The organism is Elioraea rosea (assembly GCF_007644105.1).
GTDB lineage: Bacteria > Pseudomonadota > Alphaproteobacteria > Acetobacterales > Acetobacteraceae > Elioraea_A > Elioraea_A rosea.
In genome coordinates, this window is sequence record NZ_VFAC01000007.1 from 41,871 (window position 1) to 64,451 (window position 22,581).

Genomic DNA, 22,581 nt, shown 5'->3' on the forward strand with positions numbered 1-22,581 from the left:
AGCCGAGAGGGGGCAGGGCAGCGCCCCGCCCCGTCGTCGTCCCATGCTGGCTTCAGGCGCTGTGGCGCCGCCGCGCGGCGACGCCGAGCCCGAGCAGCCCGGCGAGCAGGAGCGCCATCGTCCCCGGCTCCGGCACCTGCACAATCAGGTCCTGGCTGCCGATGCGGAGGATGACGTCGAGATTCTCGGTACCGGCCATCCAGCTCGCCTCGTCCAGGTAGGCAAGCGCCTGGGCGCGCACCGCGCCAGAGGCGGTGTAGCGGAACGCGCCGTCGCCGAGATCGGCCACCGCGTCGTAGGCGACTTCCCAAAGCGCGACCTGGAATGCGGCCGACTTGGTGGCGCTCGTCAGCGAGTCGGCGAAATGCGTGTTCACGAGCCGGGTCAGCGCCGTCTCGTCCGCCGCGTAGGGCGTGCCGGCGAGGCCCTCGGAGAACGAGCCCTTCTTCGGCGTGCTGCCGGATATGCCGAGCAGCTCGTCGGGCTCGAGGCAGTAGGTGAGGAAATCGGTCCAGCCCGGGGCGGAGCCGCCGGGGGTGGCCTCGGAGAAGATGTACTGGAGCCGGAAGGCACCGGCCTGGACGGTGGTGTTCACCCCGTCGACCCGCACGGTCAGCGTGACCGAGCCGGGGCCGCCATTGAACACGGTGCCGCCATTGCCGTCGCGCACCCAGATGGTCGACGCCTCGGCCGGCGCGGCGAAGGCGAAGGCGCCGCAGAAGGCGGCGGCGAGGGGCAGCGAAACCTTGAGAGCGGTGATCGAGCGCATCGTCGAGTTCCCCACGAACGGTGTGATGCAAAGTCCCGCGTGACGCGAGAGGGTCATGCCACTCGTGGTAGCAAGCGTGATGCCAAGTGATTAAGGCGTTGATTGCGTTCGAAAGGCGATGAATACGTCGGTAGGACTGTCACAATCTCCGACAATAATACCAATGTACTTGCGCTATTTCCGGTTGATCAGCGCCAGCGCGCCGAGGATGGGAACGAGGCCGAGCAGGTCGGTCACCGCCAGCGTCTCGCCATGCAGGAGCGCGCCATACGCAAGGCCGAGCGGCGGCACGGCGAACTGCGCGACGGCCGCGGCGGCGAGGCTGCCCGAGCGCAACATGCGGAACCAGATCAGGTAGCCCGCGATCGACACGCCGCCGACGAGCCAGGCCTGGCTTGCGACAAGTGTCGCGGTGGCGCGGATCGCGCCCCAGTTCTCGAGCGCGGCAGAGACGGGAACGAGGGCGAGGCCTGCGCCGAGGCTCTGCACAGCGTTGGCGAGAACAGGCTCCGCCCGCGTGCCGTAGCGGCGGAACAGCACCGTGCCGAGGGAGAGCGAGATGAGCCCGAACACGGCAAGCGCATAGCCAACGGCATCGCCGCCGCCGCTTGCGACTGCACGCGGCAGCATCACGATGGCAAGCCCCGCGACGCCGAGCCCGAGTGCCGCGATCGCCCGCCGGCTCGGCGTCTCGCCGAGCAGCACCGCAGCGGCTGCGACCGACAGCACCGGGTTTACGCCCACGATGGCGGCGACCACCGCGCTCGGCACGAAGGCGAGCGCGACAGTGGAGAAGCCGAGATAGGCCCCGAAGTTCAGAAGCCCGAGCCCCGCGAGGACGGCGACTTCGCGCCGCCCGGTGCTGATTCCGCGCGCTGCCGCCCAGGCGAGCATGATGCTGCCGGCAGAGACGAAGCGGATGACGAGGAAGAGAAGCGGCGGACAGTCGGCGATGCCGAACTTGGCTGCGGCGAAGGCGCTCGACCAGATCAGCGCCGCCGCGCCCGCGAGCGCGAAGCCCTGCATTCAGGCCTGCCTTCAGGTCGGTGCGGTCAGAGCCGGAACGACAGCGTGATGGACCCGAACTGCTGCAGTTCCTCCTGGGTGTCGAATTCGCGCGAGCGGAAGGTGTGGCTGTAGGAGAGCCTGGCCCAGGGCATGATCACGGCGAAGCCGAACACGCCATCGCCCACGAAGTTCCGCTTGTCCACGCTCGGGCTGTCGCGCCAGGTATTGCCGTCGAGGAACACGTCGACAGCGACCGCGCGCACCTCGCCACCCGCGAACACGTACCAGCCCCAGCGGCCGTCCGGCTGGAAGAAGCCGGAGCCGGCCGGGGCGGGCCGGATGCGGGGCGGCCCGAAATCGGCCTCGAGATTGCTGCCGAAGCGCATGAGCAGGCCCGCCGAGGCGTAGGTCTGCACGTTGCCGAGGCTTGCGGTGAAGCTCGGGACGAAGCCGCCGGCGAGGCCCTGCGGGTCCTCGGCATCGATCGGCAGGTTCACCCGCCACTGCCTGGTCAACACCAGGTTGGCGCCCGGCTGGTCCTTCAGCTGGTAGTCCCAGCCAAGCGCACGCTTGAAGTTGAAGAGGTCATGGACGTTGTTCTGGACCTGCTCGCCGAGCGCGGATGGCCCGACCACGCCGACCTGCAGCTCGATCGCGCCGTACTTGGTGACGTTCATCTGCCGGGCCTGGTAGGCGGCCTCGGCGTATGAGGTCAGCGAGATCGTGCCGTAGAGCCACCCGGCATAGGGCCTGTCCGTCGGGTCTGGGATGCGGGCCTGGGTGTCGGAGGGCGTGTAGATGTTCTGCCCGAACCCTGCGCCCCAGCGGACCGCGCCGTTGCTCGGCAGCAGAAACAGCGAGTGGTTGGCGACCCATTGCAGGAAGTAGGGCGCGCCCTCGGACGGGGACTGCCACTGGAACAGGAAGCCGTTGGTGTAGTTCTTGTCGGTTCCCGCGAAGGTGTCGTTCTCGAAGGTGAAGGAGAACGTGCCCTTCGGGTCGAGGGTCTGCGCCGTGGCATCGCGTGCGGCGGGGAGCGTCCCGGCAAGGGTCACCGCCATGGCAGTGACGAGAAGGCGGGCGCGCCGCAAAGAGGATTTGTGCTTCATCAAGACCGATAGCGCACGAGCGTGCGCCAGGTTGTCAACCGAAGCGAAGAAATCTGCGCCGGTTTACGGCCGGCTGTTGCCGCACCGCCTCTGACAAGCCCGTGCCGCGCTCAATGCGAGGACGCCGGCCACCCTTCCGGGCGGCCGGCGTCGCCGGACCGGTGCTTGCCCCTTGCCCCGGTCAGGCCGCGCGCAGGGGAACGGCGATGTATCGCCGCCCGGCCCCGGCACGCTCGACCTGCAGCGCCACCGAGCGCTCGCCCGATGCCCGCGCCTTCTCCACCGCCTCGACCACCTCGGCGGGCTTCGTCACCTCCCGCTCGCCGACGCGGCGGATGACGTCTCCCTCACGGAAGCCTCGCTCTGCCGCGACGCTGCCCGGCTCGACGCGCATCACGCGCACGCCGCCCTCGGGCGATTCGCCGAGTGCGAGGCCGATCGCCGGGCGCTGGTCGCCGGCCGGGCGTGCCGCCTCGGCACGGCTCCCCGGATGCTCGCCGAGCGTGACGCGAAGCTCCTTCACCTCGCCCTCACGCCGGATCGCGAGCGTCATCGCAGCACCAGGCTTCGCCGCACCGACGGCCGTGGCAAGGTCGCGCGGGGTCGCGATCGCCGCGCCATCGACGCTGGTCACCACGTCTCCCGCCTTGAGCCCCGCCTTCGCGGCAGGCCCCTCGGCCTCGACGGAGGCGACGAGCACGCCCTTCTCGGCGCCCGCCTTCAGCGCGGTCGCGAGCTCGGGGTCGAGCGGCTGCATCGAGACGCCAAGCCAGCCGCGCTCGACCCTGCCTTCCGCCTTCAGCTCGGCGACCACGCGCTTGACCATGGCGGAGGGCACGGCGAAGCCGATGCCGATATTGCCGCCGGAGGGAGAGAAGATCGCGGTGTTCACCCCGATCACCTCGCCCGACGCGTTCACGAGCGGCCCGCCCGAGTTGCCCGGGTTGATCGGCGCATCGGTCTGGATGAAGTCGTCATACGGCCCGGCGCCGATCTGGCGACCGCGCGCCGACACGATGCCGGCCGTCACCGTTCCGCCGAGGCCGAACGGGTTGCCCATCGCCATCACCCACTCACCGACGCGCACATGGTCGCTGTCGCCGAAGGCGAGCGTCGGCAGCGTCCCGCCGGCCTCGACCTTGATCAGCGCGATGTCGGTCGGCCGGTCGCGGCCGACGACCTTGCCCTCGAGGGTGCGGCCGTCCGCGAGCACGACCTCGACGTTCTCGGCCGAGGCGACGACATGGGCGTTCGTCACGACGTAGCCGGCGCCATCGACGATGAAGCCCGAGCCTTCGCCCATGCGCGGCCGCTCGCCGGCCTGGGGCGCACGCTCGCCGAAGCGGCGGTAGAGATCCTCGAAGGGCGTGCCGCGAAGCTCTGGCGGCATCTCCATCGCTGCGACCGGGCGGACGGCCTGGGTGGCGCGCACCCGCACCACGGCCGGCCCGACGCGGGCTGCGGCATCGGCGAAGTCTGGCCCCGCCGCGCGGCCAATTGCCTGGACAGGGATCGACTGCACGGGGGCGGCGCGGTCCTGCGCGATGCCGGGAAGGCCGGTCAGCGCCGTGGTCGCGAGCGCCAGCGCGAGCACGCCGCCGGCAAGCGCGCCCCGGCGGTGTCGGCGGATCAGTGTCATCATCGGTGAGGCTCCCTCTGGTGGTCTCATCTCGGGAGGGAGGAAAGCGCATGGGCCATCGTGCTTCGCTGTCCGGGGGCTTACGGTTTCGTATGCTGGCGCACGGAGGTGTGGGGTTTGCGTATTCTCCTGGTCGAGGACGATTCCGAGACGGCCGCCTATGTGCGCCGCGGCCTGATCGAGGCGGGCCACACGGTCGACCATGCTGCCGATGGCCAGGAGGGGCTGTTCCTCGCCTCCGGCGGTGGCCATGACGTGCTCGTGGTCGACCGCATGCTGCCCAAGCTCGACGGATTGTCCCTCGTCCGCGCGCTGCGCGCCGCCGGGGTGACGGCGCCGGCGATCTTCCTCACCGCGCGTGCCGGCGTCGGCGACAGGGTGGAGGGCCTCGATGCCGGGGGCGACGACTACCTCGCCAAGCCCTTCGCCTTCGCCGAGCTTCTCGCGCGCGTCAACGCGCTCGCCCGCCGCCCGCGGCTGCAGCAGGAGACCACTCTTCTCCGTGTCGGCGACCTCGAGATGGACCTGCTTCGCCATACCGTCTCGCGCGCGGGCCAGCGCATCACGCTGCAGCCGCGGGAGTGGCGGCTCCTCGAGTTCCTGATGCGGCGGAAGGGCGAGGTGGCGACGCGCACGATGCTTCTCGAAGCCGTCTGGGACTTTCATTTCGACCCGATGACGAGCGTGGTCGAGACCCATATCAGCCGGCTGCGGTCCAAGATCGACAAGGGCTTCGACCGCCCGCTGATCCATACCGTGCGCGGCGCGGGCTACGTGGTGCGCGACGATGGGTGAGGGCGGCGGCTTCACCCGCACCACCACCTTCCGGCTGACACTTCTCCACCTCGCCCTCACGCTTGCCGGAACCGTGCTGCTCGGCGCCATCGCCTGGTGGGCGACGGTGGGCTTCGCCGCGCGCCAGGCCTCCGAGGAGGTCGCGCGCGGCATGGGCGTGCTCGGCCAGTCCGCCGCTCTCTCTGGCCTGCGCGGCGTCGCGCTCTCGATCGAGGCGCGGCTCGCCGCCGACCGTGCGGGCGTCGAGTACTACCTGCTCGCCGCGCCCGACGGGCAGAGGCTCGCCGGCAACCTCGCCACCGCCCCGCCAGAGATGGGCTGGCAGACGATCGAGGTGCGCGAGGCCTCCGGTGCGACCGTTCCGGTGATCGCGCTTCGCGCCGCCCTCTCCGGCGGCGCGACGCTTGTGGTCGGGCGCGACCTCTCTGCCGTCCGCGCGCTCGAGTCGCGGCTGCTCGGCGCGGCGGGCTGGGTGGCGTTCGGGGCGATCGTGATCGGGCTTGCCGGAGGCTATCTGATCGGCCGCGGGATCGCGCGGCGTACCGCGGCGATGGACCGGGCGCTCGCCGCCGTCGCTGCCGGCGACCTCGCGCGCCGACTGCCTGTCGCCGGGCGCGGAGACGAGTTCGACACGCTGTCGGCGCGGATCAACGCGATGCTCGACAGGCTCGGCGAGGTGATGGCCGCGCTCCGCTCCGTCACCGACGACATCGCCCATGACATGCGCACGCCGCTCACCCGGCTTCGCCAGCGGCTCGAGGAGGTGCGCCGCGCCGCGGGCGAGGGCGAGGCGGCGAAGGCGGCGGCTGCGGCGGAGGCGGAGTGCGACGCGATCCTCGAGCTTTTCGCCGCCCTTCTCCGCATAGCCCAGGTCGAGGCCGGCGCGCAGCGGAGCGCCTTCGGCCGGTTCGACCTCTCCGGCGTCGCCGAAGCGGTGGCCGAGGTCTATGCGCCCGCGGCGGAGGAGCGCGGCCAGACGCTCGAGGCAGAGATCGTGCCTGGCATCGAGGGCTTCGGCGACCGCGCGCTGATCACCCAGCTCATCGCCAATCTCGCGGAGAACGCGGTGAGGCACGGTCGGGAGGGCGGGGCGGTGCGCATCGCGCTCAGCCCCGCGGCCGCAGGCGGGGTGGAGCTCTCCGTCACCGATGACGGTCCGGGCATTCCGGAGGCCGAAAGGGAGCGCGTGTTCCGCCGCTTCCACCGGCTCGATTCCGCCCGCGCAACGCCAGGCTCCGGGCTCGGGCTCGCGCTCGTCCGCGCCGTCGCCGGCCTGCACGGCATGGCGGTGACGCTCGAGGACGCCGCCCCCGGTAGCGACATGCCGGGGCTTGTGGCGCGCGTCTTCATCCCCCCGCCGCCGGCGTAGCGGACGCGGGCATATCTCCCGGGGGCGGAATCGGCCTAGCCTCGGGTCATGCCTGATCCGCAACAGCCGACGGTGCTTGCCGCCCGCGCCCTTCTCGTCGGCGAGCGGCTCGACCTGCGCGGCCTCGGCCGGGCGGGGGCAGCGACGGCCGACCCGCTGCAGATCGTCCTGCCCGGGGTGGAGGCGGCCTTCGCGATGCGTTGGGGCGCGCTCGTCCTGTTCGGCGCCAACGAGGCGGCCGAGGCCGCCGCGCTCGAGGCGCTACGCCCCCGCATGGTCAACCGGATGGCGCAGCCGGTCGACGAGAAGGCGGTGGCGGTGATCGGCGCCGAGGACGGGGTGGAGCCGGGCGGGACGATCACGCTTACCGGATTCGACCCTGCCCGCCTCGCCGTGGTGGCGGATGCGCTGGCCAAGAGCGCTGCCCTCTCCCACCAGGAAACCTCGCTTGCCGGAACCCTCGACGGCATGGAGCCGGTGATCGCGCGGCTGAAGCGGCTCGGCCGCGTCGGCGCCACATCGCGCAGCCTGCTCCGCGCCGTCGGCTCCGCCCTGGATGCGCGGAGCCGGGCCACGGCACGGGTGGATGCCGACGGCAAGCCGGACGTGCTGTGGGACAATCCCGCGCTCGAACCGCTGCATGCCCGGCTCGTGGAGGAGTTCGAGCTGCGCGAGCGGGCCGGCCTGCTCGACCGCAAGCTCGCCCTCGTCGGCGAGACGGTGCAGTCGCTGCTGCAGATCATCGAGGCGCGCCGGAGCCTCGGCCTCGAGATCGCCATCGTCGTGCTGATCGCCATCGAGGTCATCGCCACCCTGTACGAGGCGATCGCGGGCTGAGCGCCGCCTTGATCTTTCTCATCGCCCCGCGCCCGCCTCTCATGGTTAGGTGCGGCATCAACATGACCGGCCCTGGCCGGCGAGGGGATCGATGCGACACGGACTGCTGAGGGCATTTGGCCTTGCCGCGCCTCTGCTTGGCCTGCTCGCCGCCTGCGGCCAGGAGGCCCAGCAGGACGCCGAGCCGATCAGGCCCGTCCGCGTCATCACCATCGAGAAACGGGAAGGGGGCGAGACCGTCTCCCTCACCGGCCGGATCGAGGCAGAGGACAATGTCGCTCTTTCCTTCCGCGTCGCGGGGAGGATGACGGCACGGACGGTCAATGTCGGCGACCGTGTCGAGGCCGGGCAGGTGATTGCCCGGCTCGAGCCCGAGCAGGCAGAGAATGCGCTGCGCGGCGCGCGGGCAAACCTCGCCGCAGCGATGAGCGTGCTGACCAAGACGCAGAACGAGTTCGGCCGGCAGGACCAGTTGTTGCGCGACGGCTGGACCACGCGCGCGCGGCACGACCAGGCCGTGCAGGCCTTCCGCAGCGCCCAGGCGCAGGTGGACGCGGCGCACGCGCAGGTGGCGATCGCGGAGGAGAATCTGAGCTACACGGTGCTGGTCGCCGATGCGCCGGGCCACGTGACCGCCCGTGGCGCGGAGCCTGGCGAGGTCGTCGCGGCCGGGCAGATGATCGTGCGGCTCGCGCGCGAGGGTGGGCGCGATGCCGTGTTCGACGTTCCCGCCGCGCTGTTCGGCCAGGCGCCGCCCAACCCGGTGATCGCCGTCGCGCTGACCTCAAACCCTGCCGTGCGCGCCACCGGGCGCGTGCGTGAGGTTGCCCCGCAGGCAGACCCGGTGACGCGCACCTTCGAGGTCAAGGTGGGCCTCACCGACCCGCCCGAGGAGATGCGCCTCGGCTCGACCGTGACGGGCTCGGTACGGCTCGAGGGCGGAGCAGGGATCGGCATCCCAAACTCGGCGCTGACGCGGGCCAACCAGCTTCCCGCCGTCTGGGTCGTCGACCCCGCGAGCAACGCGGTGTCGCTCCGCCCCATCGAGGTGGACCGCTACGACCTTGCGAACGTCATCGTCCTGCGCGGCCTCGAACCGGGTGAGGTGGTCGTCACCGCCGGGGTGCAGGCGCTGCGCCCTGGCCAGAAGGTCCGCCTGCTCGGCGCCACGCCGTGAGCTTCAACCTCTCGGCCTGGGCGGTCCGCAACCGCTCGATCGTCGTGTTCCTGATGATCGGCGCGCTCGTCGCCGGCACGCTCACCTTCCTCCGCCTCGGACGTGCCGAGGACCCTGTGTTCACCATCCGCACCATGGTCGTCCAGGCGCAGTGGCCGGGTGCCACGCTTGAGGAGACGCTCGAGCAGGTGACGGAGCGGCTCGAGCGCAAGCTCCAGGAGACGCCGCATCTCGACAACCTCCGCAGCTACACCAACCCCGGCCTCTCGGTGATCTTCGTCGACCTCGTCGGCTCCGCGCAGGAGCGCGCGGTGTCCGACGCCTGGTACCAGGTGCGCAAGAAGGTCGGCGACATCCGCCATACATTGCCTGCCGGCGTGCTCGGCCCGTTCTTCAACGACGAGTTCGGCGACACCTACGGCATCATCTACGGCTTCACGGCTGACGGGTTCTCGCGGCGCGAGCTTCGCGACAGGGTAGAGGAGGCGCGTTCTCGGCTGCTTATGGTCCCGGACGTGTCGAAGATTGAGATCCTCGGCGCGCAGGACGAGCGCATCTTCGTCGAGTTCACCTTCGCAACGCTTTCCCAGATCGGCGTGACGCCCGACCAGCTCGTCGCCGCGCTTGCCGCGCAGAACGTGGTCCGGCCCGCAGGCGTCATCCGCACTGGGGCGGAGGCGCTGTCGGTGCGCGTCTCGGGCGCCTTCACGAATGAGCAGGACATCCTCGACGTCAACTTCGCCGTGGGCGGACGTATCCTGCGGCTGCGCGATGTCGCGACTGTCCGCCGCGGCTATGCCGACCCGCCGCAGCCGCTGTTCCGCGTCAACGGACAGGAGGGGCTCGGGCTCGCCATCGCCATGCAGGAGGGCGGCGACATCCTCGGCCTCGGGCGGAACATCGCCGAGGAGATGCGGAAGATCGTCGCAGAGTTGCCGATCGGCATCGAGGCGACGCTGGTGGCCGACCAGGCGGCGACGGTCGACGAGGCGATCTCGGATTTCACCACCTCGCTGTGGCAGGCGATCCTGATCGTGCTCGTGGTCAGCTTCATCGCGCTCGGCGTACGCGCCGGCACGGTGGTGGCGATCGCCATTCCGCTGACGCTCGCGATCGTCTTCCCGCTTATGGAACTGGCCAGTATCGACCTCCAGCGAATCTCGCTCGGCGCGCTGATCATCGCGCTCGCGCTTCTGGTCGATGACGCCATGACGACGATCGATGCGATGACGCGGCGCCTCGCCGCCGGCGACAGGATGGAGGATGCCGCCGTCTACGCCTACAAGGCGCTTGCCTTCGCGATGCTCGCGGGCACGCTCGTCACCGCGGCGGGCTTCGTTCCGATCGGCTTCGCGCAGAGCTCTGCGGGCGAGTACACCTTCTCGATCTTCGCCGTCGTCGGCATCGCGCTGATCACGTCGTGGTTCGTCGCGGTGATCTTCGCCCCGCTTCTCGGCATCGCGCTGCTTCGTCCGCCGAAGCCGGGCAAGGAGCCGGGCGACGGCGGCGCCGTGCTCCGCGCCTATCGCGGCTTCCTCGGCACAGCCATCCGCTTCCGCTGGGTGACGGTGGGGGCAGCGATCGGTTTGTTCGTCCTGTCGATCCTCGCACTTCCGCTCGTTCCACGGCAGTTCTTCCCGCCGTCGGACCGGGTCGAGCTTCTCGTCGATCTCAAGCTGCCGATGAACGCCTCGATCCACGCAACCAACGACGCCATCCGCCGGCTCGACGAGCGGCTCGCCGAGGACGCCGACATCGCGCGCTGGTCGAGCTATGTCGGGCGCGGCGCGATCCGCTTCTACCTGCCGCTGAACGTCCAGCTCGCCAACCCGTTCTTCGGCCAGAGCGTGATCGTGACGAAGTCGATCGAGGCGCGCGAGAGGCTGCAGCCAAGGCTCGAGGCGCTACTCGCAGAGGAGTTCCCCGAGGCGATCGGGCGCGTCTATCCGCTCGAGCTCGGCCCCCCCGTCGGCTGGCCGCTGCAGTATCGCGTCACCGGCCCGGGACTTTCGGAGGTGCGCGAGATCGCGCTCGAGGTCGCGCAGGTGATGGCGCGCGCGCCCGATACGCGGCGCATCAACTTCGACTGGATGGAGCCCGCGCGCGTGCTGCGCATCCAGGTCGACCAGGACGAGGCGCGGCTTCTCGGCCTCTCCTCCAACGCCGTCGCCAGCGCCCTGAACGCGGCGATCTCTGGCGTGACGGTGACGCAGGTGCGCGACGACATCTACCTCGTCGATGTCGTCGTGCGCGAGACGGACGGCCAGGCGCTCTCGATCGAAACGCTGCGCACCCTCCAGCTGTCGCTGCCTGGCGGGCGTTCGGTGCCGTTGAGCCAGTTCGCGCGCTTCGAGTATGCGCAGGAGTATCCGCAGGTCTGGCGCCGCAACCGCGTTCCGACGCTGACGGTGCAGTCCGACGTCGCACCCGGCGTCCTGCCGGAGACGGTGATCAGCGCGATCGAGGACGACATGGCGGCGCTCGCCGCGCGCCTGCCGGAGGGCTATCGCATCGAGTTGGGTGGCATCGCCGAGGAAAGCGCGGACAGCCAGGCCTCGGTGTTCGCCGTCGTGCCGCTGATGATGATGCTCGTCCTCACCGTTCTGATGTTCCAGCTCAAGAGCTTCCAGCGCATGACGATCGTTCTCTCGGTCGTGCCGCTGGGGCTCATCGGCGTCGTCGCGGCACTTCTCGTCTCCGGCCAGCCGCTCGGGTTCGTCGCCATCCTCGGCATCCTTGCGCTGGTTGGCATGATCGCGAAGAACGCGGTCATCCTGATCGAGCAGATCGAGGCGGAGCGGCGTGCGGGCAAGCCCGTGCGCGAGGCGGTGATCGAGGCGTCCGCCTCGCGCTTCCGGCCCATCCTGTTGACCGCGCTTTCGACCGTGCTCGGCCTGATCCCGATCGCGCCGACGGTGTTCTGGGGCGCGATGGCCTTCGCCATCATGGGCGGGCTGCTCGTCGCCTCGCTTCTCACCCTCGTGTTCCTGCCGACCGTCTATGCCACCTGGTTCGGCTGGCGCGAGCGGCGCGAGGCGACAAAGGGCTGATCGGCCGGCGATGGCCGAAGGAGTCGAGCCGTCGCTCCGCGTCACCGATCGTCGCGCCTACTATCACCTGTTCGCGAGCCAGGTGCTGGCGCTGCTGGCTACCGGCATCGCGACGGTCGCGCTCGCGCTTCTGTCCTACGACCTCGCAGGCGCCGATGCCGGTGCCGTGTTCGGCACCGCGCTCGCGATCAAGATGGCAGCCTACATCCTGATCTCCCCCGTTGCCGCGGCGCTCACCTCGCGCCTGCCGCGCCGGTCTCTTCTGATCGCAATGGACGGGCTTCGCGCAGCCGTCGCGCTCACGATGCCCTTCGCAGCCTCGGTGTGGCAGATCTATTTCCTGATCTTCGTGTTCCAGGCGGCCTCAGCCGTGTTCACACCGGTGTTCCAGGCGACCATCCCGGAACTGCTTCCGGAGGAGGCGGACTATGCCGGCGCTCTCGCGCGTGCCCGCCTTGCCTATGAGCTCGAAGGCACGGCGAGCCCGGTCCTCGCCGCGGCACTTCTGCTCGTCGTGGAAGGCCCGGCGTTGTTCGTTGGCACCGCCATCGGCTTCGTCATCTCAGCCGCGCTGATCCTCCGCGTCGCCCTGCCGCAGCCGGTGCCGCGGCCGGGGCGGGGCGTTCGCGAGCGCCTCGCCGTCGGCTTCCGCGCCTTCGCTACGACACCGCGGCTGCGCGCGCTCGCGGCATTCGGCGTCGTGTCCGCGCTCGGCACGGCAATGGTCGTCGTCAACACGGTCGTTCTCGTCAATGTCCGCGCCGCCGATCATGACCGCGCCACAGCGATCGGGCTTGCCACCTTCGGGCTCGGCTCGGTGATCGGCACGCTCGCGATGCCGTGGCTGCTCACCCGGCGGCGCGAGCGGAACGTCATGCTCACAGGCGCGCTTCTCGTCGCCCTGTCGCTTGTGGCTGGAACGGCGGTGCAGGGGCTGCGGGCGCTGCTGCCTCTCTGGTTCCTGATCGGCCTCGGCGCCGCGCTCGCGACGACGCCCTACGGCATCCTGATCCAGCGATCCGCGGCGCGGGAGGACAAGCCCTCGCTCTACGCCGCGCAGTTCGCGCTCAGCACGCTGGCGCTGCTGCTTGCCTACCCGCTCGCGGGCTGGCTCGGCGTCGAGGCGGGGTTTGCCGCAACCTTCGCCACCCTTGGCGTGTTGGCTGCCTTGTCGGGGCTCGGCGCAGCCTGGATCTGGCGCGGCGACCCGAAACCCGAGCGCGCTTGAATGCCCCGATGATTTCCGCTCACCTCATCTCCGCCGGACCCTCAGACAGACGCACAACGAAACGGGAGAGAAATCATGGCCGATCTACTCGTCGTCGAGTTCCCGACCGAGGCGCAGGCCGAGGCGCTGCGCAGCAAGCTCATCTCGATGCAGCAGGAGTATCTCGTCGAGCTCGGCGACGCCGTCGTCGCGGTGAAGCAGGCCGACGGGTCGGTGAAGCTGAACCAGCTCTTCCAGCCGGTGAAGGCGGGCGCGCTTTCCGGCGCGCTGTGGGGCAGCCTGATCGGCCTCCTGTTCCTGATGCCGATCGCCGGAGCCGCCATCGGCGCGGCGGGCGGCGCGCTCGGCGGCAAGCTCACCGATCTCGGCATCAACGACCAGTTCATGAAGGACGCCGCCAAGACGCTTCATTCGGGCAACGCGGCGCTGTTCGTTCTGATCCGCAAGATGACGACCGACAAGGTCCTCGCCGAGCTCAAGGGCTTCGGCGGCACGGTGCTTCGCTCCTCCTTCGACGAGACGAAGGAGGAGGCGCTGCGCGAGGCGCTTGCCGGCGCCGAGGCGGCGCACGCGGCCTCGGCCAAGGGCTGACGCCGCCCTCCGTTCCGTTGTGCAGTGCAGCATGGGTGTGCTAGAGCCTGCTCCGAAGCGCTATCGAAACGGGGGCGGCCAATGGCTCGGAAACCTGGCGGCGGCAGAACGAAGCCGAAGGCGACGCCGGCTGGTGATGGCGCTCCGCGTGGCACGCTGAAGGTCGATCTCGCGCTCCAGGGCGGCGGCGCGCATGGCGCCTTCACCTGGGGCGTGCTCGACCGGCTTCTCGAGGAGCCCTGGCTCGTCATCGAGGGTGTCTCGGGCACCTCCGCCGGTGCGATGAACGCTGCCGTGCTTGCCGATGGTTACGTTGCTGGCGGCGCGGAAGGCGCGCGCCTCGCGCTCGCTGGCTTCTGGCGCGCGGTGTCCGACGCCGCTGCGTGGAGCCCGCTTCGCCGCAGCCCGGTCGACGTGATGCTCGGTCGATGGTCGCTCGACACCTCGCCCGCCTTCATCGCGATGGACGTGATGACGCGGCTCTTCTCCCCGTACGACCTGAACCCGCAGGGGCTGAACCCGCTGCGCGAGATCCTGGCTGCCTGCGTCGACTTCGAGCGCCTCGCACGCTCGCCGATGAAGATCTTCGTCACGGCGACGAACGTGCGCACGGGCCGGGGCAAGATCTTCCGCAACGCCCAGCTCAGCCCCGACGTGCTGCTCGCCTCGGCCTGCCTGCCGACGATGTTCCAGGCGATCGAGATCGACGGCGAGGCCTACTGGGACGGCGGCTTCGCAGGCAACCCGACCATCACTCCGCTCGTCCGCGAAACGGATGCCGACGACACCATCCTCGTGCAGATCAACCCGCGCGAGCGGCCCGGCACGCCGCGCACCGCGGCCGAGATCCTCAACCGCATCAACGAGGTCTCCTTCAACGCCACGCTGCTGAAGGAGCTTCGCATGATGGCGCTGCTCCGCCAGGTGGTCGGCCCCGGTGCGCAGGGCGAGGCGGCGCGCTGGGCGAGGATGCGCACGCACCGGATCCGGTCCGACATGATGGTTCGGCTCGGCCAGTCCTCGAAGCTGAACGCGGAATGGGCGTTCCTGACGATGCTGCGCGACGAGGGGCGGCGGGCCGCCTCGGAGTTCCTCGAGACGCGTGGCGACAGGCTCGGCCGCACCTCCACCTCGGACATGAACGTGCTGCTCGAGCAGGAGTGCTGAGGCATGGGCCTTCTCGGCATCCTCGCAGGCCTCGTCCTGCTCATCGGGCTTGCCTATCGCGGCTGGTCGGTGCTCCTGCTCGCGCCCATCGCTGCGCTGATCGCTGCCGCCGCGTCCGGCGAACCGCTGCTCGCGCACTGGACGCAGACCTTCATGGATGGCGCGGCCGGGTTCGCGGCACAGTTCTTCCCGTTGTTCCTGCTCGGCGCGGTGTTCGGCAAGCTGATGGACGACAGCGGCGCGGTGCGCGCGATCGCCGCCTGGGTGTCGCAGCGGCTCGGCCCCGAACGCGCGGTCCTCGCCGTCGTTCTCGTCGGCGCCGTCGTCACCTATGGCGGCGTCAACCTCATGGTCGCCTTCTTCGTTCTGGTGCCGATGGCGGCCGCGCTGTTCCGTGAGGCCGACATTCCGCGCAGGCTGATGCCGGCAGCAATCGGGGTGGGAACTTTCACCTTCACCATGTCGGCGCTGCCAGGCTCGCCTGCGCTGCAGAACGCGATCCCGATGCCGTTCTTCGGCACGACGCCCTTCGCGGCACCCGGGCTCGGGCTGATCGCGTCGGCCATCATGCTCGGCTTCGGTCTCTGGTGGGTGGGCCGGCGCGAGGCCGCGGCGCGCCGTGCCGGCGAGGGGTTCGAGGGGGTCGCCTCGCCCGAGGCCATGGCCGACCCGCGCGTGCGCGAGCTCGCCACGGTGGCACGGGAATTCGACCCGGCGGAGCTTGCGCAGGGCGAGCGGGTGGCCGAGCCGCCGGCGTTCCTCGCCTCGGTGCTGCCGCTGATCACCGTGCTTATCGTCAACCTGGTGATGAGCTTCGTGGTGCTGCCGCGGATGGATGCCTCCTTCCTCGCAGACCCGGCCTGGGGCGGCACCACGCTTTCCGCCGTGGGCGGCGTGTGGGCCGTCATCGTCGCGCTGGCTGCCGGCATCGTCATCCTGCTCGCGTTGCACTGGCACAGGCTGCCTGCGCTCAAGGAGACGGTCGATGCCGGGGCCAACGCCTCGGTCCTGCCTGTGCTCAGCGTCGGCTCGCTCGTCGGCTTCGGCGGCGTCGTTGCGGCGATGCCGGCCTTCGAGCTGGTGCGGGACTGGGTGCTCGGCATCGGCGGCGGGCCGCTCGTGTCGCTCGCCGCCTCCATCAACGTCCTCTCCGCGCTCACCGGCTCCGCTTCGGGTGGGATGACGATCGCGCTCGGCACGCTCGGCGAAACCTACATGCAGCTTGCCGCCGAATACGGGATCGACCCCGCGCTGATGCACCGCATCGCGGTGATGAGCTCAGGCACGCTCGACTGCCTGCCGCACAACGGTGCCGTGGTCACGCTGCTGAAGGTCAGCGGAACGACGCATGGCGAGAGCTACGGCGATCTGGTGATGTCGGTGATCGTCGGGCCGGTGATCGCGCTCGTCGCGGTGGTGGTGATCGGCTCGCTCGTCGGCTCGTTCTGAGCGAGCCTTCCGGTTCCGCCGGAGAGCAGCACCGCGACCCACCGTGCACCCTCGCTCCGCTCGCAGACGGAGAGGATGGCGATGAGGATCGGCGTGCCGAGGAAGGCGCCGGCCACGCCCCAGATCAGCGCGCCGAAGAACACCGCGAACAGCACTGCGAAAGGCGAGACGGAGAGCACGCGTCCCGTCATCCGCGGCTCGAGATAGGATCCGAGAACGAACTGGATCAGGTTCATGCCGAGGAAGACGGTGATCGCCATCTGCCACTCGCCGAACTGAAGCCCGGCAAAGAGGGTCGGGAATACCGTCGCCACCAGCGGTCCGATGAAGGGGATGTAGTTCAGCGCGAAGGCGATGACGCCCCATTCCTCGGCAAGCTGGAGGCCGGTGACGCGCGCGAAGGCCCAGATGCCGAAGCCCGTCAGCAGACTCATCACCGTGCGGACGGCCATGTACACCTGGAGCTTGCGCGCGATGTCGCGCGAGGTGCCGACCGCGCTTGCCCCGCGTTGGCCGAGCCGCGCGAGCCGTTCCGCAACCGCCTCGACCTCGAGCAGCCCGAGAAGCGTGAACACCAGCGTGATGATCGTGAAGCTGACGAAGCCCTGCACGTAGCCGGTGAGCTGCTGCGCCGCCCGCACCATCCAGCGTATGTCGAAATGTTCCGCAAGCAGCGCGGCCGCGCCGATGCCGTGGTCGTCCAGCCAGGCCGTCTGCTGGACGAAGATCTCCTGCAGCCGCGCGCCGTTCGCGATCAGCCAGAAGGCGACGCGGTTGAACCCCCATACCACCATCGAGGCCAGCATGCCGACCGCGACGAGCGTCGCGAACACCGTGACCAGCACGGCAAGGACCGGCGTCATCCGCGCCTGCAGCGCCTTCTGCAGAGGCCAGACGACGGCGATGAGGAACAGCGCGCAGGCGACGGGCGCGAGCACCGGGCGCGCGAGGGCCAGCGCGGCGATGACGAGGATGGCGGTGACGGTCGCCACCATCGCGGTCATTCCGCGCGACGTGCTCATCGCTGCTCCCCAGGCTTGCCCCCGGCCGGAGCATGGGAACCGGCTTGCCGCGGCATGGGCGGAGATACCCTCATGTAAGGCTGAGCACGACCATCGCCGGCACGATCACCGCACGCGCGAAGCGCGCGAAGGCGGGGTCGGCGTCATCGCGGCGGGCCGAGCGCAGTACGCCGACGGTCGCGATGACGTTATAGGGCACCGACAGGAGGTAGCCGATGACGAGCGCCCATTCCGGCTCGTCGGCGATCAGCAGAACGTAGCAGGCGATCGAGGTCGAACCGTTGAGGATGAAGCCGATCGTGACTGCCCAGGTCCAGAACGCATCGGGCAGCGGAATCTCGCCGCGCCAGAGTCGCCCGAGTGCCCCTCCGCGGCTGAGCGACACCGGCGCGGTCAGCCGTAGCAGCCGGCTTCGCGCGCCCGTGCGCGCACGAGCGCAAGCACGGTCTCGCAGATCGGTGCCGGGCGGCCGACGAGCGCGGCAAGCTCGACGACGACGCCGAGCAGCGCGTCGATCTCCATCGGCCGGCCGCGCTCGAGGTCCTGCAGCATCGAGGTGCGGTGCGCGCCCACCTCGGCCGCACCAGCGATGCGCTTGTCGACATCGATCGCGAAGCGGATGCCGAGCGCCTCGGCCACGGCCTGCGCCTCCAGCATCATCGCCCGTGCGACGCCACGCTGGCCGGCATCGGCCGTGAGCGTGTCGAGCGTGGACGTCGTCAGCGCGCTGATCGGATTGAAGGCGAGGTTGCCCCAGAGCTTGACCCAGATCTCGTCGCGGATCTTCGGCCGCACGGGCGCCTTGAACCCTGCGGCGATCAGCGCCTCGGAGATCGCGCTCACGCGCGGGCTGCGCGAGCCATCCGGTTCGCCGAGCGTGAACCGGTCGCCATAGGTGTGCTCGATCACGCCGGGCTCGACCACCTCGGCCGCCGGATAGACGATGCAGCCGATCGCCCGCTCGGGCGGCAGCAGGCGCCAGACCGACCCGTCTGGGTCGACGGAGGACAGGCGGTGCCCCTCATGCTGCCCGCCCGGGTGCTTGTGGAAATACCACCAGGGTATGCCGTTGACGGCGGAGACGATCGCGGTGTCGGGTCCGAGCAGGGGCTGCATCTGCTCCGCCGCTGCGGGAAGCGAGTGCGCCTTCAGCGTGACCACCACGTAGTCCTGCTCGCCCGCCTCTGCGGCGGAGGCGACGCAGCGGGGGCGGACGGTGATCTCCTCGCCGTCGCTGCGGAGCACGAGGCCCTTCTCCTGCATCGCCGCGAGATGCGGCCCGCGCGCAATGATGGTGACCTCCGCCGCGTCCTTGGCGGCAAGCCGCGCGGCCATCAGCCCGCCGATCGCGCCGGCGCCGAAGATGCAGATGCGCATCAGACCACGCCCCTCACGCCGTCAGCCCAAGCTTCTCGGCAAGCCCGATGCGCATGAGCTTGCCCGTCGCGCCCTTCGGAATCTCGGGCAGGAACACCACCTTGCGCGGCACCTTGAAGTCGGCCAGGTGCTTGGCCGCGAAATCGCGCAGCTCGCGCTCGGACAGCTCCATCCCCTCGCGCAGCACCACTGCCGCGCCAACCTCCTCGCCAAGCTTCGGGTGCGGAATGGCGAAGGTGAGCGCCTGGGCGACGGCTGGGTGGTCGGACAGGATGCCGTCGACCTCGAGAGGCGAGACCTTCTCGCCGCCGCGGTTGATCAGCTCCTTGAGCCTGCCGGTGAGCTGGAGGAACCCGTCCTCGTCGAACATCCCCTGGTCGCCGGTGCGGAACCAGCCATTGGTGAAGGCCTTGGCGTTCGCCTCCGGGTTCGCCTCGTAGCCCTTCGTCACGTTCGGGCCGCGGATCACGACCTCGCCGATGCCGCCGCGCGGCAGGATCGTTCCGTCATCGTCCATGATCGCGACGTCCGGCCCCGCAGGAAGGCCGACGAAGCCTGGCTTGCGCGGGCCGGCGAGCGGGTTCGAGGCCATCTGGTGCGACGCCTCCGTCATGCCGTAGCTCTCGACGAGCGGGGCGCGGAACGTTTCCTCGAGCTGGCGCATCACCGGCCCGGGAAGCGAGGCGGAGGAGGAGCGCAGGAAGCGGAGCGGCGCGCGGGCGATGATCTCGGCGTTGCGGTCCGCGCGGGCGAGGATCGTCTGGTGCATCGTCGGAACGGCCGTGTACCAGGTGGGCCGCTCCTCATCGAGCCAGCGGAAGAACTTGAGCGCGTCGAAGCCCGGCGTGCAGCACACCGCCCCGCCCGCGCCGATCGAGGAGAGCACCGCGGCGATCAGCCCGTGGATGTGGAACAGCGGCATGATGTTGAGGCAGCAATCGCCGGGCCCGAGCGCGAGCGTCGCGCCGATGTGCCGGGCCGAGGCGCAGACATTGCCGTGGGTCAGCGGAACGATCTTCGGCCGCGCCGTGGTGCCGGAGGTGTGCAGCACGAGAGCGACGTCATCCTCGCCCGCCATGCCCGGCGAGGCGGCACGGCCCTCGCGACCGCCTTCGAGGGTGAAGCTGCCCGCTTCCTCACCCGGAACGAGCTCGATGACGGGAATGCCCAGGCGCTCGGCGGCGGCCCGGGCCGGGCTCGCCACCCCGCGCTGGGCGACGAGCGCGCGGCAGTTCACGTCCTCCATGTAGAAGGCGAACTCGTCCTCGCGGTAGGCAGGATTCAGCGGCGCGTTGGTCGCCCCGCAGGCGATGGCGAGGAAGGCGGTGGCCATCTCCGGCCCGTTCGGCAGGACGATGCCGACACGGTCGCCCCGGCCGATGCCGCGGGCGTTCAGCGCCTCGACGGTGCGCGCGGCGAGCGCGCGAAGCCCGGCATGGGTGAGGGGACGGCGCCCCTCCGGCGCGCGGATCGCGGGCGCCTCTGCCGGGCCTGCCTCGAGAAGCCGGGGAACCGTCGTGAAGGCCGCCATTCTCGGTCCTTTCCTCCTGGAACGCGGCCGCCGCGCCGCGCGCGAAGCATGTGGCATCCCGGGGCGCTGCGGGAAAGCCCCCCAGCCTGAGCGTTTCGTCCTGAGCGTTTCGTCCTGTGCGTTTCGTCGGCGCGCGTTTGGTTCTAGCCTTGGGATGGAACGAAGGGGGAGGGCCGCATGCAACGCCGCTACGGAAGGATCGATTCCACGCTCGAGGCGGTCTACGCGAAGCTGGCGGACGAAGGCCATGTCTCGCCCGACCCGATGGTGATGCCGATCGCGGAGGCCCGGGCGGGCAACGTGCGCTACCTGACCCATGTCGGGGCGGGCGGGCCCGAGATGGCTTCCGTCACCGTCCGCGACATTCCGGGCCCGGCCGGCCCGATCCCCGTGAAGATCCTCAGGCCCGAGACGGCCGACATCCCGGCCCCGGCGGTGCTCTACCTGCACGGCGGCGGCTTCGCCTTCGGCGATCTCGACACCCATGACGGGCTTGCCCGCCATCTCGCCGCCGAGAGCAACGCGGTGATCGTGATGCCGCACTACCGCCGCACGCCGGAGCACCCGTTCCCCGGGGCCTATGACGACAGCCTCGCCACCTGGCGGTGGCTGGCGAGCGAGGCGACCATCGGTGAGCTCGGCCTCGATCATCGCCGCCTCGGGCTTGCCGGCGATTCGGCTGGCGGCAATCTCGGCCTCGCCCTTGCCGCGGCGCTTCGCGACGGGGCAGGCCCGGTTCCGGCAGGGGCTGCGCTGATCTACGGCATGTTCTCGCGCAGGAGCGACACGCGCTCGCAGCAGGCCTATGCCGCCGGGCCCGGCCTGACCAGCCCGCGGCTTGCCTGGTTCTGGGATGCCTACCTGCCCGGAGGCGTCGGCGCGGAGGACCCGCGTGCCGTGCCCTGGCACGTCACGCTCGAGGGGCTGCCGCCGCTCGCCCTCTTCGTCGCCGAATGCGACATCCTCGCCGACGACACCTGGGACATGGCCGAGCGGCTCGAGAAGGCGGGCGTTCCGTTCACGCTCGATGTCTTCCCCAACGCCACCCACGGCTTCATCCAGCTCTCGCGCTTCTACGCGCCGGCGGGGGATGCGCTCTCGGTCATCGGCAGGCGGATCGCCGAAATGCTTGGCGCGCCGGGAATGTCAGCTTAAGTTGACATCATGGAGGAACAGGTCGTCCTGGTCGATCGGCAGGATCGCCCGCTCGGCGTGATGGGCAAGCTCGCCGCGCACCAGGAGGGGCGGCTGCATCGCGCGCTGTCCGTCGTCCTGCGCTCCGCCGACGGGCAGAAGCTGCTGCTTCAGCGGCGGGCGAGCTGCAAGTACCACTCCGGGGGGGCCTGGACGAACACGTGCTGCAGCCACCCCCGCCCGGGCGAGGACCCCGAGCAGGCCGCCGTGCGCCGCCTCCGCGAGGAGATGGGCATCGCCCTTCCGGGCCTCGAGAAGCTCTTCACCACCGTCTACCACGCCCCTGTCGGGTCGGGCCTGACGGAGCATGAATACGTCCACGTCTTCGGCTGCGCCTGGGACGGCGAGGTGCACCCCGACCCCGCAGAGGTCGAGAGTTATGCCTGGTTCGACGCCGAGGCGCTGAGGCGCGACATGGCCATGCACCCCGAACGCTACAGCGTGTGGTTCAGGACCTACGCCGATGCGTTCTGGGAGCGCATGGCCGGAGTGAAGCCTGCCGCATGAGCGGCGGAAGGCATTCCCCGCTCCTGCCGGTGATCGTCGCGGCGGGGGCGGCGCTTCTCGTTGCCGCCGTCGGCGCGACGATGACCGATCTCGGCCCCTGGTACCAAAGCCTCGTCCGGCCGTCCTGGCAGCCGCCCGACTGGGCCTTCGGCCCGGCCTGGACGGTGATCTTCTCGCTGATGGCCCTGTCGGCAGTCACTGGCTGGCGAGACGCGCCAGACCAGGCGACGCGGGAATGGCTCGTCGGCCTCTTCGCCGTCAACGGCGTGCTCAACATCGTCTGGAGCGGCATCTTCTTCCGCCTGCGCAGGCCGGACTGGGCGCTCATCGAGGTCGTCTTCCTCTGGCTCTCGATCCTCGCGCTGATCCTGTTCCTGCGCCGGTTCAGCGGCCGCGGCGCGCTTCTGCTCGTGCCGTACCTCCTCTGGGTCGGCTTCGCCGGCCTGCTCAACCTCGCTATCGTCCGGCTCAACGGCCCGTTCGGCTGAGCGATGGCCGAAGTCATTGCCACGGCGCTCGACCTCGTCCTTGTGGCGGTGGTGGTCCAGGGGGTGTTGCTCTCCCTCCACTGGCGGCGGACGGGAAGGGGAGTCCCGCCTGCCTCGCTTGCGGCCACCCTCGCCGCGGGGTGGTTCCTGCTTCTCGCGCTGCGCCTGGCCCTTGGCGCCGCCTGGCCCGGCTGGATCGGGCTCGCGCTGCTAGGCGGGCTGCTCGCCCACCTCGCCGACCTTCGCATCCGCTGGCGCTGATCAGGCTGGCGAA

At 70.3% G+C, this 22,581-nt stretch carries 21 protein-coding genes; 13 read left to right on the plus strand and 8 right to left on the minus strand.

Going from position 1 to position 22,581, the window contains the following annotated elements; all coding sequences use genetic code 11:
• Positions 1–52: 52 nt before the first annotated feature.
• The 4 genes from FIF60_RS06945 to FIF60_RS06960 all read right to left on the minus strand — a co-directional run bounded on the left by FIF60_RS06945 (position 53) and on the right by FIF60_RS06960 (position 4,528).
• Positions 53–769 (minus strand): PEP-CTERM sorting domain-containing protein, encoded by a 717-nt coding sequence (locus FIF60_RS06945; protein ID WP_144185244.1) that lies wholly within the window; start codon positions 767–769, stop codon positions 53–55.
• 174 nt (positions 770–943) lie between these two features.
• Complete coding sequence (locus tag FIF60_RS06950) at positions 944–1,795, minus strand: DMT family transporter (protein WP_144185246.1); 852 nt, start codon at positions 1,793–1,795, stop codon at positions 944–946.
• Between the two features lie 26 nt (positions 1,796–1,821).
• Positions 1,822–2,838, minus strand: coding sequence for a lipid A deacylase LpxR family protein (locus tag FIF60_RS06955; RefSeq protein WP_144185248.1), 1,017 nt, complete (start codon positions 2,836–2,838; stop codon positions 1,822–1,824).
• A 229-nt stretch (positions 2,839–3,067) separates the two neighbouring features.
• Positions 3,068–4,528, minus strand: a complete 1,461-nt coding sequence (locus FIF60_RS06960) for a Do family serine endopeptidase (protein WP_158639101.1) — start codon at positions 4,526–4,528, stop codon at positions 3,068–3,070.
• A gap of 114 nt (positions 4,529–4,642) precedes the next feature.
• On the opposite strand from FIF60_RS06960, the gene FIF60_RS06965 reads away from it, so the two are divergent.
• From FIF60_RS06965 to FIF60_RS07005, 9 genes are all read left to right on the plus strand, one after another.
• Positions 4,643–5,320, plus strand: a complete 678-nt coding sequence (locus FIF60_RS06965) for a winged helix-turn-helix domain-containing protein (protein WP_144185252.1) — start codon at positions 4,643–4,645, stop codon at positions 5,318–5,320.
• Positions 5,313–6,689: a sensor histidine kinase gene (locus FIF60_RS06970; protein ID WP_144185254.1), complete on the plus strand. Its 1,377-nt coding sequence runs from the start codon at positions 5,313–5,315 to the stop codon at positions 6,687–6,689. Before FIF60_RS06965 ends, FIF60_RS06970 begins: the two co-directional genes overlap by 8 nt.
• Positions 6,690–6,737: 48 nt before the next feature.
• The gene (locus FIF60_RS06975) at positions 6,738–7,526 is read left to right on the plus strand and encodes an RMD1 family protein (RefSeq protein ID WP_144185256.1); all 789 of its coding nucleotides are present in this window, start codon (positions 6,738–6,740) and stop codon (positions 7,524–7,526) included.
• 91 nt (positions 7,527–7,617) lie between these two features.
• On the plus strand, positions 7,618–8,703 hold the full coding sequence (locus tag FIF60_RS06980; RefSeq protein ID WP_144185258.1) for an efflux RND transporter periplasmic adaptor subunit: 1,086 nt from the start codon (positions 7,618–7,620) through the stop codon (positions 8,701–8,703).
• Complete coding sequence (locus tag FIF60_RS06985) at positions 8,700–11,753, plus strand: efflux RND transporter permease subunit (RefSeq protein ID WP_144185260.1); 3,054 nt, start codon at positions 8,700–8,702, stop codon at positions 11,751–11,753. Before FIF60_RS06980 ends, FIF60_RS06985 begins: the two co-directional genes overlap by 4 nt.
• Before the next feature lie 10 nt (positions 11,754–11,763).
• Positions 11,764–12,981, plus strand: coding sequence for an MFS transporter (locus tag FIF60_RS06990; protein WP_158639102.1), 1,218 nt, complete (start codon positions 11,764–11,766; stop codon positions 12,979–12,981).
• A 75-nt stretch (positions 12,982–13,056) separates the two neighbouring features.
• Positions 13,057–13,572, plus strand: a complete 516-nt coding sequence (locus FIF60_RS06995; RefSeq protein ID WP_144185264.1) for a DUF1269 domain-containing protein — start codon at positions 13,057–13,059, stop codon at positions 13,570–13,572.
• Positions 13,573–13,653: 81 nt separating this feature from the next.
• Entirely contained in the window at positions 13,654–14,739 is a 1,086-nt protein-coding gene (locus tag FIF60_RS07000) for a patatin-like phospholipase family protein (RefSeq protein WP_144185266.1), read from the plus strand.
• Positions 14,740–14,742: 3 nt separating this feature from the next.
• The gene (locus tag FIF60_RS07005) at positions 14,743–16,188 is read left to right on the plus strand and encodes a GntP family permease (RefSeq protein ID WP_144185268.1); all 1,446 of its coding nucleotides are present in this window, start codon (positions 14,743–14,745) and stop codon (positions 16,186–16,188) included.
• Here FIF60_RS07005 and FIF60_RS07010 read toward each other — a convergent pair.
• From FIF60_RS07010 to FIF60_RS07025, 4 genes are all read right to left on the minus strand, one after another.
• On the minus strand, positions 16,098–17,210 hold the full coding sequence (locus FIF60_RS07010; RefSeq protein ID WP_204251129.1) for an AI-2E family transporter: 1,113 nt from the start codon (positions 17,208–17,210) through the stop codon (positions 16,098–16,100). The genes FIF60_RS07005 and FIF60_RS07010 overlap by 91 nt on opposite strands.
• A gap of 70 nt (positions 17,211–17,280) precedes the next feature.
• On the minus strand, positions 17,281–17,595 hold the full coding sequence (locus FIF60_RS07015) for a hypothetical protein (RefSeq protein WP_144185270.1): 315 nt from the start codon (positions 17,593–17,595) through the stop codon (positions 17,281–17,283).
• 8 nt (positions 17,596–17,603) lie between these two features.
• Positions 17,604–18,587 carry a 2-dehydropantoate 2-reductase gene (locus FIF60_RS07020; RefSeq protein WP_144185272.1) on the minus strand — a complete coding sequence of 328 codons (984 nt, stop codon included), beginning with the start codon at positions 18,585–18,587 and terminating at the stop codon, positions 17,604–17,606.
• Positions 18,588–18,600: 13 nt separating this feature from the next.
• Positions 18,601–20,118 carry an acyl--CoA ligase gene (locus FIF60_RS07025; protein WP_144185274.1) on the minus strand — a complete coding sequence of 506 codons (1,518 nt, stop codon included), beginning with the start codon at positions 20,116–20,118 and terminating at the stop codon, positions 18,601–18,603.
• A gap of 177 nt (positions 20,119–20,295) precedes the next feature.
• Between FIF60_RS07025 and FIF60_RS07030 the strand changes: the two genes are divergently transcribed.
• From FIF60_RS07030 to FIF60_RS07045, 4 genes are read left to right on the plus strand one after another with little or no spacing between them, the layout of a single operon-like run.
• Complete coding sequence (locus tag FIF60_RS07030) at positions 20,296–21,273, plus strand: alpha/beta hydrolase (protein WP_144185276.1); 978 nt, start codon at positions 20,296–20,298, stop codon at positions 21,271–21,273.
• A gap of 9 nt (positions 21,274–21,282) precedes the next feature.
• Entirely contained in the window at positions 21,283–21,819 is a 537-nt protein-coding gene (gene idi, locus FIF60_RS07035) for an isopentenyl-diphosphate Delta-isomerase (RefSeq protein WP_144185278.1), read from the plus strand.
• Positions 21,816–22,307, plus strand: a complete 492-nt coding sequence (locus FIF60_RS07040) for a TspO/MBR family protein (RefSeq protein ID WP_144185280.1) — start codon at positions 21,816–21,818, stop codon at positions 22,305–22,307. The genes idi and FIF60_RS07040 overlap by 4 nt, the downstream gene beginning before the upstream one ends.
• Positions 22,308–22,310: 3 nt before the next feature.
• Positions 22,311–22,568 carry a hypothetical protein gene (locus tag FIF60_RS07045; protein ID WP_144185282.1) on the plus strand — a complete coding sequence of 86 codons (258 nt, stop codon included), beginning with the start codon at positions 22,311–22,313 and terminating at the stop codon, positions 22,566–22,568.
• Positions 22,569–22,581: the final 13 nt, after the last annotated feature.

Coding starts and splice junctions, on each gene's coding strand:
- FIF60_RS06990 (WP_158639102.1), top strand. CDS start 11,764: ATGGCCGAAGGAGTCGAGCCGTCGCTCCGCGTCACCGATCGTCGCGCC.
- FIF60_RS06980 (WP_144185258.1), top strand. CDS start 7,618: ATGCGACACGGACTGCTGAGGGCATTTGGCCTTGCCGCGCCTCTGCTT.
- FIF60_RS07005 (WP_144185268.1), top strand. CDS start 14,743: ATGGGCCTTCTCGGCATCCTCGCAGGCCTCGTCCTGCTCATCGGGCTT.
- FIF60_RS06955 (WP_144185248.1), bottom strand. CDS start 2,838: ATGGCGGTGACCCTTGCCGGGACGCTCCCCGCCGCACGCGATGCCACG.
- idi (WP_144185278.1), top strand. CDS start 21,283: ATGGAGGAACAGGTCGTCCTGGTCGATCGGCAGGATCGCCCGCTCGGC.
- FIF60_RS06970 (WP_144185254.1), top strand. CDS start 5,313: ATGGGTGAGGGCGGCGGCTTCACCCGCACCACCACCTTCCGGCTGACA.
- FIF60_RS06960 (WP_158639101.1), bottom strand. CDS start 4,528: ATGATGACACTGATCCGCCGACACCGCCGGGGCGCGCTTGCCGGCGGC.
- FIF60_RS06995 (WP_144185264.1), top strand. CDS start 13,057: ATGGCCGATCTACTCGTCGTCGAGTTCCCGACCGAGGCGCAGGCCGAG.
- FIF60_RS07010 (WP_204251129.1), bottom strand. CDS start 17,210: ATGAGCACGTCGCGCGGAATGACCGCGATGGTGGCGACCGTCACCGCC.
- FIF60_RS07040 (WP_144185280.1), top strand. CDS start 21,816: ATGAGCGGCGGAAGGCATTCCCCGCTCCTGCCGGTGATCGTCGCGGCG.
- FIF60_RS06950 (WP_144185246.1), bottom strand. CDS start 1,795: ATGCAGGGCTTCGCGCTCGCGGGCGCGGCGGCGCTGATCTGGTCGAGC.
- FIF60_RS07000 (WP_144185266.1), top strand. CDS start 13,654: ATGGCTCGGAAACCTGGCGGCGGCAGAACGAAGCCGAAGGCGACGCCG.
- FIF60_RS07025 (WP_144185274.1), bottom strand. CDS start 20,118: ATGGCGGCCTTCACGACGGTTCCCCGGCTTCTCGAGGCAGGCCCGGCA.
- FIF60_RS07030 (WP_144185276.1), top strand. CDS start 20,296: ATGCAACGCCGCTACGGAAGGATCGATTCCACGCTCGAGGCGGTCTAC.
- FIF60_RS07020 (WP_144185272.1), bottom strand. CDS start 18,587: ATGCGCATCTGCATCTTCGGCGCCGGCGCGATCGGCGGGCTGATGGCC.
- FIF60_RS06975 (WP_144185256.1), top strand. CDS start 6,738: ATGCCTGATCCGCAACAGCCGACGGTGCTTGCCGCCCGCGCCCTTCTC.
- FIF60_RS06945 (WP_144185244.1), bottom strand. CDS start 769: ATGCGCTCGATCACCGCTCTCAAGGTTTCGCTGCCCCTCGCCGCCGCC.
- FIF60_RS07045 (WP_144185282.1), top strand. CDS start 22,311: ATGGCCGAAGTCATTGCCACGGCGCTCGACCTCGTCCTTGTGGCGGTG.